Origin of the sequence: Moraxella sp. CTOTU47724, assembly GCF_032014955.1 — a bacterium.
Lineage (GTDB): Bacteria > Pseudomonadota > Gammaproteobacteria > Pseudomonadales > Moraxellaceae > Faucicola > Faucicola tetraodonis.
Map to the genome: position 1 here is coordinate 1 of NZ_DALZSV010000048.1, position 17778 is coordinate 17778.

At 44.4% G+C, this 17778-nt stretch carries 12 protein-coding genes; 7 read left to right on the plus strand and 5 right to left on the minus strand.

All coding sequences use genetic code 11. The features are described 5' to 3' along the window. Positions 1-197 precede the first annotated feature (197 nt). Positions 198-1121, plus strand: coding sequence for a hypothetical protein (locus RTR63_RS09230; RefSeq protein ID WP_312523863.1), 924 nt, complete (start codon positions 198-200; stop codon positions 1119-1121). A gap of 20 nt (positions 1122-1141) precedes the next feature. On the opposite strand, the gene RTR63_RS09235 is transcribed toward RTR63_RS09230, so the two are convergent. Beyond that, positions 1142-3802, minus strand: a complete 2661-nt coding sequence (locus tag RTR63_RS09235; protein WP_312523877.1) for a heavy metal translocating P-type ATPase — start codon at positions 3800-3802, stop codon at positions 1142-1144. Positions 3803-4067: 265 nt separating this feature from the next. Between RTR63_RS09235 and mrcB the strand changes: the two genes are divergently transcribed. The 5 genes from mrcB to purH all read left to right on the plus strand — a co-directional run bounded on the left by mrcB (position 4068) and on the right by purH (position 11542). Beyond that, positions 4068-6674 (plus strand): penicillin-binding protein 1B, encoded by a 2607-nt coding sequence (gene mrcB / locus RTR63_RS09240; RefSeq protein ID WP_312523864.1) that lies wholly within the window; start codon positions 4068-4070, stop codon positions 6672-6674. 210 nt (positions 6675-6884) lie between these two features. Next, positions 6885-7793 carry a 50S ribosomal protein L11 methyltransferase gene (prmA, locus tag RTR63_RS09245; protein WP_312523865.1) on the plus strand — a complete coding sequence of 303 codons (909 nt, stop codon included), beginning with the start codon at positions 6885-6887 and terminating at the stop codon, positions 7791-7793. Positions 7794-8015: 222 nt separating this feature from the next. Then, positions 8016-9227, plus strand: a complete 1212-nt coding sequence (locus RTR63_RS09250; RefSeq protein ID WP_312523867.1) for a DUF3426 domain-containing protein — start codon at positions 8016-8018, stop codon at positions 9225-9227. 253 nt (positions 9228-9480) lie between these two features. Next, positions 9481-9810 carry a helix-turn-helix domain-containing protein gene (locus RTR63_RS09255; protein WP_409034774.1) on the plus strand — a complete coding sequence of 110 codons (330 nt, stop codon included), beginning with the start codon at positions 9481-9483 and terminating at the stop codon, positions 9808-9810. A gap of 151 nt (positions 9811-9961) precedes the next feature. Continuing rightward, the gene (purH, locus tag RTR63_RS09260) at positions 9962-11542 is read left to right on the plus strand and encodes a bifunctional phosphoribosylaminoimidazolecarboxamide formyltransferase/IMP cyclohydrolase (protein ID WP_312523869.1); all 1581 of its coding nucleotides are present in this window, start codon (positions 9962-9964) and stop codon (positions 11540-11542) included. A gap of 100 nt (positions 11543-11642) precedes the next feature. On the opposite strand, the gene RTR63_RS09265 is transcribed toward purH, so the two are convergent. The 4 genes from RTR63_RS09265 to sohB all read right to left on the minus strand — a co-directional run bounded on the left by RTR63_RS09265 (position 11643) and on the right by sohB (position 16761). After that, entirely contained in the window at positions 11643-12731 is a 1089-nt protein-coding gene (locus tag RTR63_RS09265) for a type I glyceraldehyde-3-phosphate dehydrogenase (RefSeq protein ID WP_312523872.1), read from the minus strand. A gap of 28 nt (positions 12732-12759) precedes the next feature. Further along, positions 12760-14850: an AAA family ATPase gene (locus RTR63_RS09270; RefSeq protein WP_312523873.1), complete on the minus strand. Its 2091-nt coding sequence runs from the start codon at positions 14848-14850 to the stop codon at positions 12760-12762. A 134-nt stretch (positions 14851-14984) separates the two neighbouring features. After that, the gene (locus tag RTR63_RS09275; protein ID WP_312523874.1) at positions 14985-15647 is read right to left on the minus strand and encodes a DUF1543 domain-containing protein; all 663 of its coding nucleotides are present in this window, start codon (positions 15645-15647) and stop codon (positions 14985-14987) included. 121 nt (positions 15648-15768) lie between these two features. Next, entirely contained in the window at positions 15769-16761 is a 993-nt protein-coding gene (gene sohB, locus RTR63_RS09280) for a protease SohB (RefSeq protein ID WP_312523875.1), read from the minus strand. Positions 16762-17011: 250 nt separating this feature from the next. Between sohB and aspS the strand changes: the two genes are divergently transcribed. Further along, positions 17012-17778 (plus strand): aspartate--tRNA ligase (gene aspS, locus RTR63_RS09285; protein WP_312523876.1); only part of this gene is annotated, 767 nt, incomplete at its 3' end.

A 17778-nucleotide genomic window follows, 5' to 3' on the forward strand; every position in this document is an offset into this window, starting at 1 on the left:
CACGCGCCTTTTGCCCCGTGTCGGGTTATTTCAAATTTATTTGCCTTTGTTATTTGCCTTTGTTATTTACCTTTGAAGCCCGTCAAGAAAAAAACAGTCAATACTGTTTTAGCGCTGAATGCGATAATATAACCAAAGATTGTACATGTGTTATCATTTTAGTAGTATATTTGATTATCTTTGTAATGGAGACCCCTATGTCTTTTGTGAATCAATGGCGTGATGCGAATTTTTTTAGACCATTACATATCACTATGAGCACCTTGAGCGCTATGGGGCTAGGTTTGGCACTTACCGCCTGCCAGCCCACCCCTGAGACAACTAACCGAGCGAGCGACACTGCCCCTTCACCGTCTAACGTACCTGAAGTCATCATCGCCCAAACCCCAGCCAGTATCCCACCTGCCACAGTCGGGTTAAAACGCATGGATTTTCCAGTGTATTTGGCAGGTGTGCCAAGCCTAATGCATCCGATTATTCCGTCAGTGCCCATCAATCGCAAATATGACAGCGATGCCAGTGATGCTAAAAAATCACCCGTCAGCTACTTTCAAGAAGTTGCGCCCTATGATTTTCAAAGCAGTGTCTACAATATTGTGTTTGAAGAGCTAAAAACCGGGCAAGTACATCGGCTGTTTCCACAGGATAACTTTGTGATAAAAGCGGTGCACACGCCCTTGGTAGATTTAAGCCAAGATGACAAAACTGCGCAGAAAAAAGCTGCCATCACGCAAACTGCACCTACCCAACCGCAAGCTGCGAAAGAAGCAACCAGCCCATTGGCAGTCAAAGTCGGCAATACTTTACTGCTAGGCTATTTTATCTATGAAGTCAAAGAGATAGATGACGATAATGACAATAAAACCAATCTTGATCAGCAGCTTACCTTGTATTTAAGCGATTTAAATGGCAAAAATTTATTGAAACTCACGCCCAATAATCAATATTTTAAACATTATAAATGGCTGCCTGAGACCAAGCGTTTTTACTTCTCAACCCAAGCCGATACCAACGGCGATCGGGTGATTGATGAGAATGATAAATACTTCTATTATTTCATCGATTTTGCCAAAAACGCGCAAATAGTCACGGCGTATGATTTTAGTAAGCCAAAAGCATAAAGCTTTGATAAATTGCGCCGTTAAGCGCGTTTGAGACGTAACGCATTGAGCACCACAAACAGTGAGCTCAATGACATACCAATCGCAGCCAACCAAGGCGGCACATAACCTAACGCAGCGGGTATCAGTACGATAAAATTATACCCGAGCGCCCATTTGAAGTTTTGGGCAATAATGCGATCGGTCTTGAACGCCACCTCACGCGCTTTTGCCACGGCTTGGATTTGACCATTGAGCACCAAGGAGTCACTGGAGACTTGCGCCAAATCTGCCGCACCCGCCATGGCAGTTGAGATGTTGGCAGCGGCAAGTACGGGTGCATCATTTACCCCATCCCCGACCATTTGCACGATGTGTCCTTGCTGCTGCAGCGCTTTTAAATGTTGTACCTTATCATTTGGGGTAAGACCTTTATAAACCGTGTCAATACCAAGCTCGCGCGCTACTTCAAACGCCTGAGCACTGGGGTCACCGGTGAGCATCAGCACCTGCGCGCCTTGGTCTTTGAGATGTTTAATGGTAGCTAAGGCGCCTTCTCGGACTTTATCATGAAAATAAAAATGCGCCAGTGGTTGCCATTTTTTGCTTAGGCTATCTTGTCTTGATAAGGTCACACTGGTGCTGGCTTGGTGTTTGCTCAAATTTGGCAGTAACCCGTCGTCTAATCCTGATTGCACTGCAAAACCATGATGACCTAGACGGTAACTTAGCCCATCAATCGTGGCCTGCAGACCGCCCCCCGGAATGTGTACCAAATCGCTGGTAGTGGGCAAATGCATTTGCCGAGTCATTGTCAATAACGCATGAGCAATGGGGTGACGACTACCCACTTCTAGGCTCGCTGCAATACTTAAAAAATGGTTTTTTATCTCGTCTTCGTTTTTGGTGTCATCTTCAGTAAAATCCACTGACGGATTTTGTTTAACACTATACGGTACATCCAGCGTTTCAATCGCCATCAAGTTGGGTTGACCGTATGTCAATGTACCGGTTTTATCAAACGCCACATGGGTGACTTCAGCGAGTGTGGTAATGGTATGCCCGCGCGTCGCCAAAAACCCCAGGCTTGCTAATCGATTGGTAGAAACGGTTAATGCGATGGGTGTGGCCAATGACAAGGCACAGGGACAAGTAGCGACCAATACGGCAACCGTTGCCCAAATGGCATGACTCGGCTCAATAAAATACCATGCCAAAAACACCATACTGGCAATCACCAGTACCCGCGCAACAAACCAGCGCGCCAGTTTGTCTGCTTTTAAAGCGATTTGCGGTTTTTCACTGAGCGAGCGATTCACTAGCCTATCAATCACGCCCATTTGGCTGTCATTGGGTAATGTGGTGATTTGCATCACAAACGGCTGACTGTCATTTTGGCTACCGCCCACAATGCTATCACCCAAGCGTTTGACGATTAAATCACTCTCCCCGGTCAATAAACTTTCCGACACCGTGGCACTATCTGACAGCAAAACACCATCACTGATGATACTGCTACCGGCATCAATGCGGACAATATCACCAACTTTTAGCGACTGCGCCGAGACCATTTGCTCGTTATCACCCCTGTTGGCAGGGTCTAAACTAAGTGACTGATAAAAAAGGTCTTTATATTGACTGGCATAGAGCGCTACTTGTGAGGTATCCGTATTCTCTAGCGCTAACGGCGCTTCATGACCCAGCCTTGCGACCAACATAGGTTCGACGACCACCAAATCATTGGCTAAATTGGCAGCCTTTAGCCTAGCATTGTGCTCGACAAATTTGCCCGCCAATAAGAAAAATATCAGCATACTAACCGAGTCATAATAGGTCTCGCCCGTGCTAGTCAATGTCGCATATAGACTTGCCAAAAAGGTAATAACAATGGCGATACTAATCGGCACATCCATATTGACTTGGCGGGCTTTAATCGCTGACCACGCCGATTGAAAAAATGGCAACCCTGCAATCAAAAACACAGGAATACTAACAAACAGCGATACCCAGCGTAAAAATTGCCGATCGTTGACGCCGATACCTGAATATTCCCCAAAATATAGCGCCACTGCAAACATCATCGCTTGCATGGCACCCAATGCCGCAATGCCCAATTGAAACAACATGCGGCGATTATCTCGCTTGAGCATCGCTTCATGGGTATCTTGCCGATAGGGTTTGGCATCATACCCAATGGCTTGCACATTTGCCAAAATTTGGCTAATCGGCAGTTTTTTGTCATCCCATACCACGCGCATCCGTTGATTGGTGAGGTTGACTTGGCAAGTGTCCATGCCATCAAGGCGATACAACTGGGTTTCAATCAGCCAACTACAGGCAGCACAGCGCAAATTGCTGATTGACAGCTCAGCAACGCTGTGCCCTTGCTGATGGTAAATAAATTGCGATTTGATATCATCGTGGTCATATGCTTGTAGCTGATATAACGAATCAGGGAGACTGGCGGTACGATTGATTTCACTGCGGTCAAGATAGTATTGCTCAAGCCCCGCCTCGATGATACTTTGCGAAGCAAGCTGACAGCCCATACAGCACATCGCCCGATCTTCACCCAATACATGGGTAAAAAATGGCGGGCTTGGCAGCGGGTCGCCACAATGAAAACAATGCCCTTCTGCTGGCAACACCAGCTCCACATCTTGATATGTGGTAGTAAATTTGCTATCCGCTTCAACAAGCATACGGCTAGGCACATCGGTTACAACCGACTGCCCAATATCCGATTGTTTTGCCCCAAATTGGCTATTGTTTGGCATCATCAAATCCCCTAGGGCAAAAACCCTAACTCACCCAAAAATGACTGTTATTGTACTCCAAAACGGTCTATTAAAGTTCAAAAATCCTGTATAAACGTGGCAAAATAGCACGATGTTGACATTGTATTTTGGCGTATTTTGGGTCATGATAAAGCACTTTTTTATACCCTTGATCGTGACGCATTTTTGTATGAATTCAACCGTTATCTCTGCCGCTAAAAATCGCCAAAACTCGCCTAAATTCCAGCATGACTCAAACCAACAAGGGATGTTTATCCTAAGCTTTATCTTTGTGGTGGCAGTATTGGGCGGCTTGGTGTTGCTTGGGTTATATTTGGTGCGCCAAGATAATGTCATCACCCAAAAATTTGAGGGCAAACGCTGGAATATCCCTGCAAAAGTGTACTCGCAACCATTAACGTTGACGGTGGGTAAGCCCCTTAGCGATGATGAATTGGAAAATTGGTTAAATTTACTCACCTATGCCCCTGACAAAAACTATGACAATGCCGGCACTTATAGCAAAAAAAATGGCGAGTACTATATTCATACCCGCGAATTTAAATTTGCCGCCAACGATACTGAGCCATCGCAAATTATTAAGGTCACGCTCAAAGATAACCAAATTGAAAAATTACAAAGTACCCATCCCAATCCATCGGGTGTGGCGCGGGTTGAGCCAATTTTTATTGGCGGTATCTATCCAGACAACAATGAAGATCGCATCGTTTTGACCATCAATGACTATCCGCAGCCATTAATTGATGCGCTGGTGGCAACCGAAGACCGCAGTTTTTATCAGCATCACGGCGTGTCTATCCGCGGGATAGGACGTGCGATTTATAGCAATTTTATGGGCGGTTCACGCCAAGGCGGCTCCACCATCACCCAGCAACTGGTTAAAAACTTCTATCTCAACTCAGATCGTACTATCAAACGTAAAGCCAATGAAGCAGTGATGGCGATTTTGCTGGAAATGCATTACACCAAAAGTGAGATTTTGCAAGCCTATATGAATGAGATTAACTTAGGTCAAAATGGCAATCACTCCATCAACGGGTTTGGGCTTGCCTCGCAGTTTTACTTTAACCGTCCGCTAAAAGAGCTTCGACTCGACCAAATGGCGATGCTCGTAGGGCTTGCCAAAGGTCCTACCCAGTACAATCCGCTACGCTACCCCGATGCTGCCCTAAAACGCCGTAACGTGGTGCTGAGTAATATGCTGATAACCGGTAAAATCAGCCAACAGCAATATGATGAAGCGGTGCAACAGCCACTGAGCATTTCTTACAACCCTGTGATTGGTAAAACGCGTTTTCCTGATTATCTCGATGTGGTCAAGCGAGAACTCACCCGTACCTATGATGCCAACGATCTCAAAAACGAAGGGTTAAGAATATTTACCAGTTTTGATCCCAATGTTCAAAAAACCGCTACCAGCGCGGTCATTCAAAGCGTCAATCAGTTAAAAAAAAGTAATCCCAAACAGCTCACTAATTTGCAAGCCGCCCTAGTCAGCGCCAACCCCAACAACGGTGAACTGCTCGCTGTGGTGGGAAGTAGTCGTGATTTTACCGGTTTTAATCGCGCCGTCGATGCCAAGCGCCAAGTTGGCTCTTTACTCAAACCGATTATTTACTTAACCGCATTTGAGCAGGGTCGTTACAATTTATCAAGTAGTGTCGATGACAGCCCGATTGTGCTAAAAATGACCGATGGTAAGACATGGACACCCAGCAATTACGGTGGCGGCAGTCATGGTATTATTCCCCTCACCAGCGCTTTAGCCAATTCCTATAACCAAGCTGCGGTACGTGTGGGCATGGAAGTCGGTATTCCCAATTTTTTAAATCAATTGTACCGTATGGGTATCAACAGCCCATTGCCCAATTATCCATCTACCTTGCTTGGCGCGGTGAATCTATCGCCCATGGATATGTTGGGGATTTATCAAGTACTGGCAACAGGTGGCTTGCGTCATGAAATTCATACTATTCGCACGATTATTGATGACCAAGGACGAGTGGTTCAGGGCATGGAACAAAAAAATCAGCAAGTCATCAACCCCACGGCTGCCTATCTCACCAATTATGCAATGCAGCAGGTCATCAAGCAAGGTACTGCCAAAGCGGCACTAGCGCTCGGTGACAACCTCAATCTTGCAGGTAAAACAGGGACTACCAATGATTATCGCGATGCGTGGTTTGCAGGGTATAGTGGCAATGTGGTCAGCGTTGTTTGGGTTGGTTTAGATGACAATAAACCTACAGGTCTAAGTGGTGGTAATGGTGCTTTGCCGATGTGGATGAATTTTATGAAGCAGCAAAAGCTTACGCCAGTTAATCTCATCGCGCCAGCCAATATCGAATGGCTATGGATGGAAAACGGCAAATCACAATTATCCAATGAAAAATGTCCAAATGCTATCTATGTACCTGTTGATACCGACAATCTACCGCAAGATAGTAGTGAATGTGCGGTGCAAATTTATCAACGTGAGCAAGAAGCAAGATTTGCGGCACAGCAACAACAGGCAATGAGTGAGTTTGGACAAAGCCAACAACAGCGGTATGACAATATTGAGCGCAGACAAACCGATGAAGATACCATTGGCAATAACCCACCTGCAGCCAATCGCTACCAAAATGAGGCGACTAATACGGGGAATACCCAGACTAACCCTAATACCCCCAATACCGCTAATAATAGCAGCGACCCGACCCATACCAACCAACCACTCAATGCGGCGCCGCGCTCGCAGTCTTGGTTAGAAAAATCGGTTAAAGAAATGTTTTAAGGATAAAAAAGGTAAAAATTCTTATTTGTCCTTACCCTTACCGCTAGGTGATTTGGCTTGGGTACGCCAAGCAATAAAATGGGCATTTTCATTTTTGAGTCACATCGCATTTTTGGCTGAATGCGTTTATACTACCAAGCCAGCGCTCGCCTTTTATTGTTTCATTATTTTATTGTTTCATTATTTTATTTGTTATTTTAAGGACTTTTTATGCCTTGGCAGCAATTACATATTCAATGCGAAAAATCGCAAGCCGAATTGGCGGAAACCTTGATGCTAGAAGCCGATGCGCTCAGTATCAGTTTAGACGATGCAGGTGACCAACCGCTATTTGAACCATTGCCCGGTGAATCGCCATTGTGGGATGATGTGATTGTGACTGGGCTATTTGATGGCGATTGTAATTTGGAAACTTTGAGTCAAGATATCGCCAATGATGTGGTGGCGACGCGAGTTTGGACCAGCCGAGTGGATGACAAGGATTGGGAACGTGAGTGGATGAAGAACTACCATCCCATTGAATGTGCCAATGGACTTTGGATTGTGCCCAAATGGATGTCCCCCCCTAACCCCAATGCGATTAACATCATCATGGATCCAGGCTTGGCATTTGGCACAGGTTATCATGCAACCACCCGTCTTTGTATCGATTGGCTGACAGAACAACCTTTGCAAGATAAAGTGGTGATTGACTATGGGTGCGGCTCAGGTATTTTGGGCATTGCGGCGCTTTTGCTAGGCGCAAAACAGGTGTATGCGGTCGATATTGACCCCCAAGCGGTATTAGCCACCCATCAAAATGCTGAGCGCAACAAAGTAGCAAATCAGCTTCAGGCATTTTTACCTGAGCAATTTAGTGACTATTGTAAACAGCAGGCTATTTTGCCCGTGGACTTAATTACCGCCAATATTTTAGCCAAACCACTAATGAGCCTTGCTCCTTATTTTGCGACATTATTGAAATCTCAAGGTAGCATTGTGTTGGCAGGTCTGATTGAAAACCAAGTGGAAGAGGTAAAAGCTGCCTATCAGCCTTATTTTGAGATGGATGGCGAATTTACCTTTAGCGCGCAGGAAGATAGACATTGGCATCGCCTTTCAGGTTTTCGCCGCGCGTAGAACAAGTCGCGATTCGTATAAAAAGCCTTACAAGGAAGTAAGGTCATCTTTTGCCCGTCGAAGCCTAGTAACAGCCTAATAACATAGCTAGCAGCCTAGTGAATATAAATTCTAGAAAATTTGTTGACTTTATTTTTTATTCGTCATTAAATGATTTAACACACGACATTATTAAAAATCAAAGACGCAAACTAAAAATGCTAAAAGGGAAGTGATGTTGCGATGAATTTGTACAATGCCAAATGCCCAAACTGCCAACATGCATTTAAAATCAATGATGAACAGTTAGCCGTTAGACATGGGTACGTTCGTTGTTCCCATTGCAAAACTATTTTCTCAGCCGCTGAACAACTAGAACAAAAAAAATTTGCTAACAATAATCCACTGGCAAGTTCAAACCATCTGGCAAGTCCAAACCATCAGACGTCCTCGGCGCTCATTGACGATAAATCTGAGGGTATTTTATTTGATGATGAGTCAGGTCTTGATGAAGCCGGTAATCCCATTGTCAATGAACCCGTTAAACCCACCTCACCGTATGCCTTGTCAAAATCTTCGACCACATCAGCCAAAGCTAAATCAACCAGCAAATTAGATGACTTTGAGATTATAGACAATTTTGAGCAACTGCCAAAAGCCAAAGATAGCAAGCCTAAAAAGCCAATCATTGACGATAAAGATGCCGCTGAAGCGATAGAACTCGCCCAAGATAAAGACGCTTCAGGCGATGAAAATGCTTGGCTGCAAAGTTTAATGGCGCAAGCGGATGACAACGAAGCAATGGACGACTCATCCGCCACCCACACCAAACCCAAGCGAGGCATAAATACTGTATTTAACACAGATATTTTTGATCAAATTGCAATTGATACGAGTAGCGAGCAACAAGCAGATTTATTAGCGTATCAAAAAAAGATTGATGAGCGCTTGTCGCAACAAGTTTCCTCGCAGCAATTGGCGAATGCAAAAATTTTTAATATGAGCATCGTTTGGGGATTAGGCAGTTTACTATTAATCTTTTTGTTAGCTGCGCAATATATTATTTTTAACATTAACACCTTAATCACTTCAAAAACAAACGCGGCCGTGCTCTCAAAAATTTGCCATAAAATCCCTGCCTGTCAATTGCCTATCGCTGATACGGGTCTTATTGATGTGCAGATGCTAGCGCTTGCCCCTTCATCAAAACAAGCGGGACAGACTGACGTGGTATTTACTCTGACCAATACCACGGATAATAATATTGTCTACCCAAGTGTTAAGGTTTCACTACGCAGTGGCAACACCATACTCGCGCAGACGCTACTTACCCCTACAGACTATCTAGAAGCGGGTAACAACTATTTGATGCCGCATCAAATAAAACCCGTCAAATTGCGTATTGACTTTCCAAAAACCAAAGTTCAAGCCGCTAATATTGAGCTGATTTATTAAATTTTTTTGGCTTCATTCAATTGAGCTTCTTTTTAGCTTCATTCCAATAGTGATACACCAAGCCTCCAGTATCTAGTATTTATCGCAGAATTTTACATATTGTAAACAACTTAAGCTTGCTATCAGTTTCATAATTGTTTTAGTATAAGTACTAATAACTTTATTATTCGTCTTGATATTTAAGTTTTATTTAATCTGTTAACTAACGAATTATTCAATAAATTTGTAATCAAATTTAGTTTGAGAATCTGTTATGCCCAATTCTGTTGCTTTACAAAATCGCGCCAAGTATTCCAATATGTCAGATAACCCATCTAATCCCTACACTACCCATACCCCATCGCAAACTTCTCCCAGCGCAAGCCTAGCTCATCACATTGAGCTTGTAGTGCGAGAGTACTTCGATAATTTAAAAGAACAACAACCGACCCAACTTTATGAGCTTATGTTGTCACAATTTGAAAAACCGCTGATCAGTGTCGTCCTCGAACACACCCGCGGCAATCAAACCAAAACCGCCGAGATTTTGGGACTTAATCGCGGTACATTGCGGAAAAAACTCAAAACCCACCAATTATTATAATTTATAAAAATACCCGCTTTTTTATGATAAGATATCCCTATATTTTGGAATTTATAGAGTTGGGGTATTAAAGTCAATCAGTCAGTTCGTCATAACTGACTTTTTGTTTTTTCTGCACCCAGTGTTTTTTTGTCAACGAGTCGAGTCAATTATGAATCAATCTTATGCATTGCTCTCTGTTTCTGATAAATCGGGTATTGTGGATTTCGCCAAAGGTCTAATCACCCACGGTTTTCGTCTACTATCAACAGGCGGCACCTACAAACTACTCAAACAACATGACTTAGCAGTGACTGAAGTCGCAGAATACACAGGTTTTGCAGAGATGATGGATGGTCGGGTAAAAACCCTGCATCCAAAAATTCATGGCGGTATTTTAGGTCGCCGCGGCACTGATGATGCCATTATGCAAGAGCATGGCATCGACCGCATTGACATGGTCGTTGTCAATTTATATCCATTCGCCCAAACCGTTGCCAACCCAAATGTCACCAAAGAAGACGCCATCGAAAACATTGATATTGGTGGGCCTACCATGGTGCGTGCCGCGGCAAAAAACCATGACCATGTCAGCATTGTGACAAGCCCCAACGATTATGCAGCAATCTTGGGTGAACTAACAGCAAACGGTCGCATCAGTGATACCACCCGATTTGATTTAGCGGTAAAAGCATTTGAGCATACCGCACATTATGACGGTATGATTGCCAATTTTTTAGGCAATCGCCTGCAAAGCTTTGAATCGGCTGACCAATTCCCGCGTACCTTTAACGTGCAAATGGACAAAGCGCAAGACTTACGCTATGGTGAAAACCCGCATCAACAAGCCGCTTTTTATGTCGAAAAAGCACAGGTAAATGGTCAAAAAGAAGCCAGTATTGCCACCGCCAAGCAATTACAAGGTAAAGAACTATCTTACAATAACATCGCAGATACCGATGCGGCGTTAGAATGCGTGAAATCGTTTGATATGCCTGCGTGTGTCATTGTTAAACACGCCAATCCTTGTGGTGTGGCCGTGGATGCCGATTTAACCCATGCTTATCAAAAAGCCTTTGCCACTGACCCAGAATCTGCGTTTGGCGGTATCATTGCCTTTAACCGTGAGCTGGATATCAAAACAGCAAAAGCGATTGTGGATCAGCAATTTGTTGAAGTCATTATCGCCCCAAGCGTTGCCGATGGTGTACTCGATGTCACGGCTGCCAAGAAAAATGTGCGCGTGTTAGTCTGCGGTGAATTACCAAACCCAAGTGAGCGCCAAGCCCAGTTTGACTTTAAACGCGTCACCGGTGGTTTATTGGTGCAAGCGCAAGATTTGGGCTTAGTTACTTTAAATGATTTAAAAGTGGTGACAAAAGTACAGCCGACTCAGCAACAATTCGATGATTTGCTATTTACTTGGCAAGTCGCTAAATATGTGAAATCCAACGCCATTGTGTATGCCAAAGATGGGCGTACCATTGGGGTAGGCGCAGGGCAAATGAGCCGAGTGAACTCAGCCCGTATTGCCGCGATTAAAGCTGAGCACGCTGGTCTATCACCTGTGGGTGCGGTGATGGCATCAGATGCCTTCTTCCCATTCCGTGATGGTATTGACAATGCCGCAGCGGTGGGGATTAAGGCGATTATCCAGCCCGGTGGCTCCATGCGCGATGACGAAACCATCGCCGCAGCCGATGAACATGGCATTGCGATGGTGTTCACCGGTATGCGTCATTTTAGACATTAATTTTTGTTAGGCATAACAAAGGCGAAACCGACTAGGTTTCGCCTGTTTTAATTGATAATTTTTTTCTTTTTATAGCTTCGTTAGTGTTTATAGCTTAGGTTTAGAGTTTCGCTAAGGTTTGGCAAATATCGAGCATCCGATTGGCATAGCCCCATTCATTATCATACCAAGCAAACACTTTAAATTGCCGCCCCACACTCATGGTCTGTAAGCTATCAATCACCAATGAATGCGCATCATGGATAAAGTCACTGGACACCAATGGCTCATCGCTGTAATCCATGATACCCAATAAATCTTGTTCACTGGCATGTTTTAACAGCTGATTGATAGCGGTGACATCCGTGGCTTTGTCAAAGGTAAATGTCACATCAATTGCCGCGACATCCATGGTCGGTACGCGAATGGAATACCCATTCACCTTGCCTGCCATATGCGGCATCACCCGATTGACTGCAGCGATACTACTTGATGTGGTTGGGATAATGTTATGCCCAGAAGCCCGTGCACGGCGCAAATCACGATGCACTTGGTCAAGCACGGTTTGGTCAGCAGTCACCGCATGGATTTCGGTCATCATCGCTGATTCGATGCCATAGGCACGGTGCAATACATACAGTAAAGGCACGAGCGCTTGGGTGGTACACGACACACTGGATAAAATCTTTTTATCACGGCTAAGCTCATGGTCATTGACGCCCACTACGATACTGGCATCTACATAATCAAACGGAGCAGCCCCAATCATCACCTGCTTGGCGCCCGCGATAATATGCTGCGACGCCTGTTCATAGCTGCGAAAATGACCCGTGCTCTCAAGCACCATGTCGATGCCCAGTTTTTCCCAAGGTAATTTGGTGGCAAGGGGTTGCTGTATCAATGCAATTTTTTGCCGAAACTCCCCTTGGCTTAATAGTAAGAAATGCTGTTGTTTTTCCCCCAAATCTACTGTTTTTAATTCAATATGGATATTACTGACCGCCGATAATCGGCCATGGGTACTGTCATATTTGAGTAAATGTAGCAGGGTTGCTGGCTCAGCAATATCATTGATGGCGACGATATTTAACGGCTGTAATTGTAAAGGATTTTGACAAAACCGTTCGATATAAGCACGTAGCACGTTGCGCCCAATACGACCAAAGCCATTAATAGCAATGTTAAAAGGTTTGATGGTAGAAGCATTCAATCAGGGATATTCCTTACTAGACAAGTGCTCAATTGCCATGCGGTTTTAAAAACAACAAGGCAAGTTTCACATCATTATAAGAATAGGCGTTTCTTAATTCTTCGACAATCGCGCGAATTTTGATTTTGCCATCGTTATCTTTATCGCGTTTGTCATCACGTTTGGCTATTTTTTGATACGCCTTATTAATCGGCTGTAACCATTCGTCATGAGGTTGTAGATGCGCGATGTTGGCGCGGGGAAAATGCTCAGCAATTTTCTCGATATGTCCCATCACGGTTGATTGGGCTAGATTACGGGCTTGCGCAATTTCTGCAATGGTCAAACTTTCATCCAACAAGGCTTTAGTTTCCAGCACCGTGGGGGTGATAACGCCTGCCGCATCATCCGCCAAAGATTGCAGCTGCTGTACAGCATGGCGACGTTTTTCAATCAGTTTTTGCTGTTGTTTGGCGCGATTTTCATACGCAGCGATTTTTTCTTTATCCAGCGTACCCCGGCATTGAATGATAAATTCACGATGAAGGTCATTGAGCTGTTTTTTACTGCGCGTCAAAAATTCACCTTCTTGCTCTGCACTGATCGCCTGAAATCTCTGATCAGCCCCACGCGCTAAGGGATCAAGCTGTAAGCTTAATTCATTGACGCCCAGTAATTGTAGCCCAGATAGCTGCTTTAACCGTGATAAAGCCACATAGCCCTGCCCTTTTTCAAAGGTTTTGGACAAATCTACTTCTGCCGCATCTAGCGTCATGCCTTGGCTTTTGTGAATGGTAATCGCCCACGCCAGCGTCAAGGGGATGTGGTAATAGGCAGCCAGTATTTCGCCGTCTTCATCATCAATACGCCATGAATCATATTCAGCAATGACTTTGCGGCCGTCATTGAGCTCAACCAAGGGGTAAAGTAACTCCGACAGTTTGTCATCAGCCGTGTCTGTAGCGGCTATATCATCCTCATCCCTCTCCTCATCCCTGGGGTGAGTTTGTTGTGATTGACCCCCATTGACTTCATCGAGCAAGTCTGCCATATCGGCTTGTTGTTCTTGTTCAATGGCATCGAGCAGGGCAGTTGAATCTGCTGCCAGCGCTTGTTCATCGAGCGGCTCAGATGGGTAATTGTTTGATGGGCTGTTTTTTGATGCGCTATCGTCTGTTTGTTTATTTGGTTGTTTAAGGGTAGTGGCAACAAAATCAACTACCTTGCCTATGGTGCCATTTGACACATTGAGCTCGGTGTTGTTTTTGATAAACATCACTTTTGCGCCAAGTTTGAGCACGAGTTCGGGGGTATTGCGTACGGATTTTTTTAGCGTCTCGACCAGCTTTTCATCGCCTTCTCCCCAAGCGCGAAAAGTATGCGCCGCTGTGGTAAGTTTGCCAAGTTCCTGCTCATTGATGGCTTGCACGTTGACATTGTGGGTAAACAGTCGGGTACGGTTGTCGGCTAGCACATGCTCAGCCGTAGCAGTCAAAGCAGGCATGATATGGGGGGTAAACTGCTGGCTACGAATCTGATTTAAAATCGCATTCAAATCCAAGCCATAATACGTGTTGCCTGCCACCGCTGTTTTGTCAGTTTTCTGACGGTGCTGCTCGGATAAATAGCAAATTTGAAAATCTGCATCCAGCCAAGCTTGCGCCATAAAGGCAAATTTATCACGGTTGCTCTCATGGGGCTCACCAATCGGTGGCAACTGAAAAAAATCCCCGGCAACCAATAGCTGTATCCCACCAAACGGCAGTGTGTTTTCTTTGATGGCTTGTAGCACTTGGTTAATCAGCTCAAATTGCTGTCGATGCAGCATCGAGATTTCATCAATCACCAATACTTTGGTGCGCTCAATGCGCTCCGCAACCACCGTGCGTTTTTTGATTCGGGCGATGTCTTTGGCGGTTAGCTCATTACTGATGCCGATGCCCGCCCAGCTGTGAATGGTCATGCCGTTCATGTGGGTGGCAGCAATGCCTGTGCTTGCCGTTACCGCGACCGCCACATCCCTTGCACGCAGATAATGCAAATACTGATTGATGGTATAGGTTTTGCCCGCCCCTGCTGAGCCTGTTAAAAACACATTTTTACCAGTTTTAAGGATATCAAGGGCGGTGGCTTGTTTCATTGGTTATACAAAGCTTTTGTAGATAAAAAGAAGGGGTTAAAAAAAGCGAGCTAAAAATGAGCCTACTATAAAGGCAAAGCCGAGGAAAGGCAATGATTGACAGCGCCAAAATACGCTATCAGACGCTTCACCGGTTAGTCAATCATGGTTTTGATTTGCTTGAGACTTAAATAACCAATATGCAGCGCATCGTCAGGTAGCTGATTTTTTTCAGGCTCGGTTAATGGCTGAATGGTTAATGCCACATCATTTGGCAGTAAATCAGCCACACAGTGAATATCATCCAAGTCTAGTTGATGCTTATCATCTACATGACTGGTTGCCACGCCGCTTTTGGCGGTATCGACATTATCAAATGTATAATCTTGATAAAATGCCGTTTTTTTAACTTGCGCCGTTGCTTTACCTAGCGTCTCGGCTATCACAAGTGTTTTATAATGAAATTCTTCAAATTGACCCGGTAGATAACCGCCTAAATTGACAAAATAAAGTTGTTTGCCCTGACTATCTAATTTGTTATCTACCCTTTCATCTGTCAATATATTATCTGCCAGCGCGTTATCTTTTGACAATCCATCTTTTGACAAGCTATCTTTCGACAACAAAATTTGATAATCACCTACCCGCTTTACTTCTCGCCATGCGTCTAAGTGCCAGTTGTTTTTGACTGCCGGCCAGTGCTGATTGACACTCTCAATTGTTTCACTTAGGCTATTTGCAATCACAAACATCACATCATGCTGTTCAATGAGTCGTCCTTGGGGACGCGCCCCGATTTTTAACATAAATAGTTTCATAGTTATACGCCCAAATGTGTCGCCATTAAAAAGTTAAAAACCTGCCAAGCCTCATAGGTTTTCGTCACGGGTTTTTGTCACAGGTTTTATCACCACAGGTTTTTATCATTTTATCTTACGGTTATTTTTTGACCATCGGCATTTTAGCGCTTTCTAACTTTGCCAAGGCATCTGGTAGTTTATCAATCGCTGTCGCTACCACCGCTTGTGCCGCTTGCGAGATGCCTAGCTTTTGCGCGATGGTCGGTTTTTGGCGAGATTGAATGGCATACAATTCGCTATCTGTCATTTTTTCTAAGATATAACTGTCCGATGTTTGCAGGGCATCGACCAAATTGCGTGTTATCGCATCTTCACCGTACCAATGCTCACCGGTTGCCACTTGTTCAACATCCAAATTTGGACGGTATTTACGCACAAAGTCTTTAAATAGTTTGTGCGTTTCTTCCAGTTCTTGCTGGAATTTTTGTTTGTCTTCTTCGGTATTTTCACCAAACACGGTTACCGTGCGTTTGTATTTACCTGCGGTAAATACTTCGACATCGATGTCATGTTTTTCTAATAAATCATGAAAATTAGGCACTTGTGCCACCACACCAATCGAGCCCACCACCGCAAATGGCGCCGCCAAAATTTTATCAGCCACACACGCCATCATATAGCCACCACTGGCGGCGACTTTATCAATACAGACCGTTAAGTGTAGCCCTGCTTCTTTGATACGTGCCAACTGGGCGGCAGCGAGGCCATACGCGTGTACCATGCCACCTGAGGATTCAAGGCGCACAATGACTTCATCTTCAGCTTGCGCGACCGTCAATAGCGTGCTGATTTCTTCACGCAGTTGCTGTACTTCAGTGGCTTTGATATCGCCATGAAAATCCAGCACAAAACAATTTTTGTTGGCGGTTTTATTTTTAAACATACCAAATTTTGAGGGGGTTTTTTTGGTATTGTCTTTTTTCGTCAAGTCTGTCAATGCGCGGCTGATGAGTGATGTTAACCCTTTATCATCCACCATTTGCAATTGTAATTGTTGTTTGCGCTGGGCTTTGACTTTATTTAAATGGGTGACTTTCATTTCAAGCGGATGTTTGGCGTTTTGAAATAGCATAATAACTCTCTAATTAAGGGCTCTAATTAAGGAAAAAATTGACACAATGGGTTTTATATAGCGTTTATTTTGCTGTTTTCAATCGCTTATCCACACAATATTCGCGAAATGTCTGTGACAGGCATGGCTAGTAGAGATGCATGATAAACCGTGTTTCATATTGTGAAATTTGAGTAAACAAGGCATAATATTCGTTTATAAAAATTTTTGCTACTTCGTACATTACGAAAAATATTGGGATTGCTTCATTATGATGCGTACACACTATTGCGGGCTTGTCACCGAAAACTTAAACGACCAAACCATCACTATTTGCGGTTGGGTGCATCGTCGCCGTGACCACGGTGGGGTTATTTTCTTGGATATGCGTGACCGTGAAGGCCTACTGCAAGTGGTCATCGACCCAGATACCCCAGAAGCATTTGCTACAGCAGATAGCGCGCGTTCTGAATATGTGCTCAAAATCACCGGCCGTGTGCATCAGCGTTATGCCGGTACTGAAAACAAAAACATGACCAGCGGTCAAGTGGAGTTATTGGCCAAAGACATCGAAACAATCGCCACCTCTGAGACACCGCCATTTCCCCTCAATGATGAGTTTACCAACGTTTCTGAAGAACTGCGCCTAAAATATCGCTTTTTAGACATGCGCCGTCCAGAGATGCAAGAGCGTATGAAGTTTCGTGCCAAAGCTACTTCGACCATTCGCCGTTACCTAGATGACCAAGGTTTCTTGGATGTAGAAACCCCCATCTTGACCCGTGCCACCCCAGAAGGCGCGCGTGATTATTTGGTGCCTAGCCGCGTGTCAAACGGTGAGTTTTACGCATTGCCACAGTCACCTCAGCTATTTAAACAGTTATTGATGGTGGCAGGTTTTGACCGTTATTATCAAATTGCTAAATGTTTTCGTGATGAAGACTTACGTGCTGACCGCCAGCCAGAATTTACCCAAATCGATATCGAAACCTCATTTTTAAGTGATGAAGATATCATGAACATTGCCGAAGGATTAAC

Bases quoted from the DNA above. Each gene is read 5' to 3' on its own strand.
- RTR63_RS09235 (WP_312523877.1), bottom strand. From the start codon at position 3,802: ATGCTTGTTGAAGCGGATAGCAAATTTACTACCACATATCAAGATGTG.
- sohB (WP_312523875.1), bottom strand. From the start codon at position 16,761: ATGCTATTTCAAAACGCCAAACATCCGCTTGAAATGAAAGTCACCCAT.
- purH (WP_312523869.1), top strand. From the start codon at position 9,962: ATGAATCAATCTTATGCATTGCTCTCTGTTTCTGATAAATCGGGTATT.
- RTR63_RS09230 (WP_312523863.1), top strand. From the start codon at position 198: ATGTCTTTTGTGAATCAATGGCGTGATGCGAATTTTTTTAGACCATTA.
- RTR63_RS09250 (WP_312523867.1), top strand. From the start codon at position 8,016: ATGAATTTGTACAATGCCAAATGCCCAAACTGCCAACATGCATTTAAA.
- RTR63_RS09255 (WP_409034774.1), top strand. From the start codon at position 9,481: ATGCCCAATTCTGTTGCTTTACAAAATCGCGCCAAGTATTCCAATATG.
- mrcB (WP_312523864.1), top strand. From the start codon at position 4,068: ATGAATTCAACCGTTATCTCTGCCGCTAAAAATCGCCAAAACTCGCCT.
- RTR63_RS09275 (WP_312523874.1), bottom strand. From the start codon at position 15,647: ATGAAACTATTTATGTTAAAAATCGGGGCGCGTCCCCAAGGACGACTC.
- RTR63_RS09270 (WP_312523873.1), bottom strand. From the start codon at position 14,850: ATGAAACAAGCCACCGCCCTTGATATCCTTAAAACTGGTAAAAATGTG.
- prmA (WP_312523865.1), top strand. From the start codon at position 6,885: ATGCCTTGGCAGCAATTACATATTCAATGCGAAAAATCGCAAGCCGAA.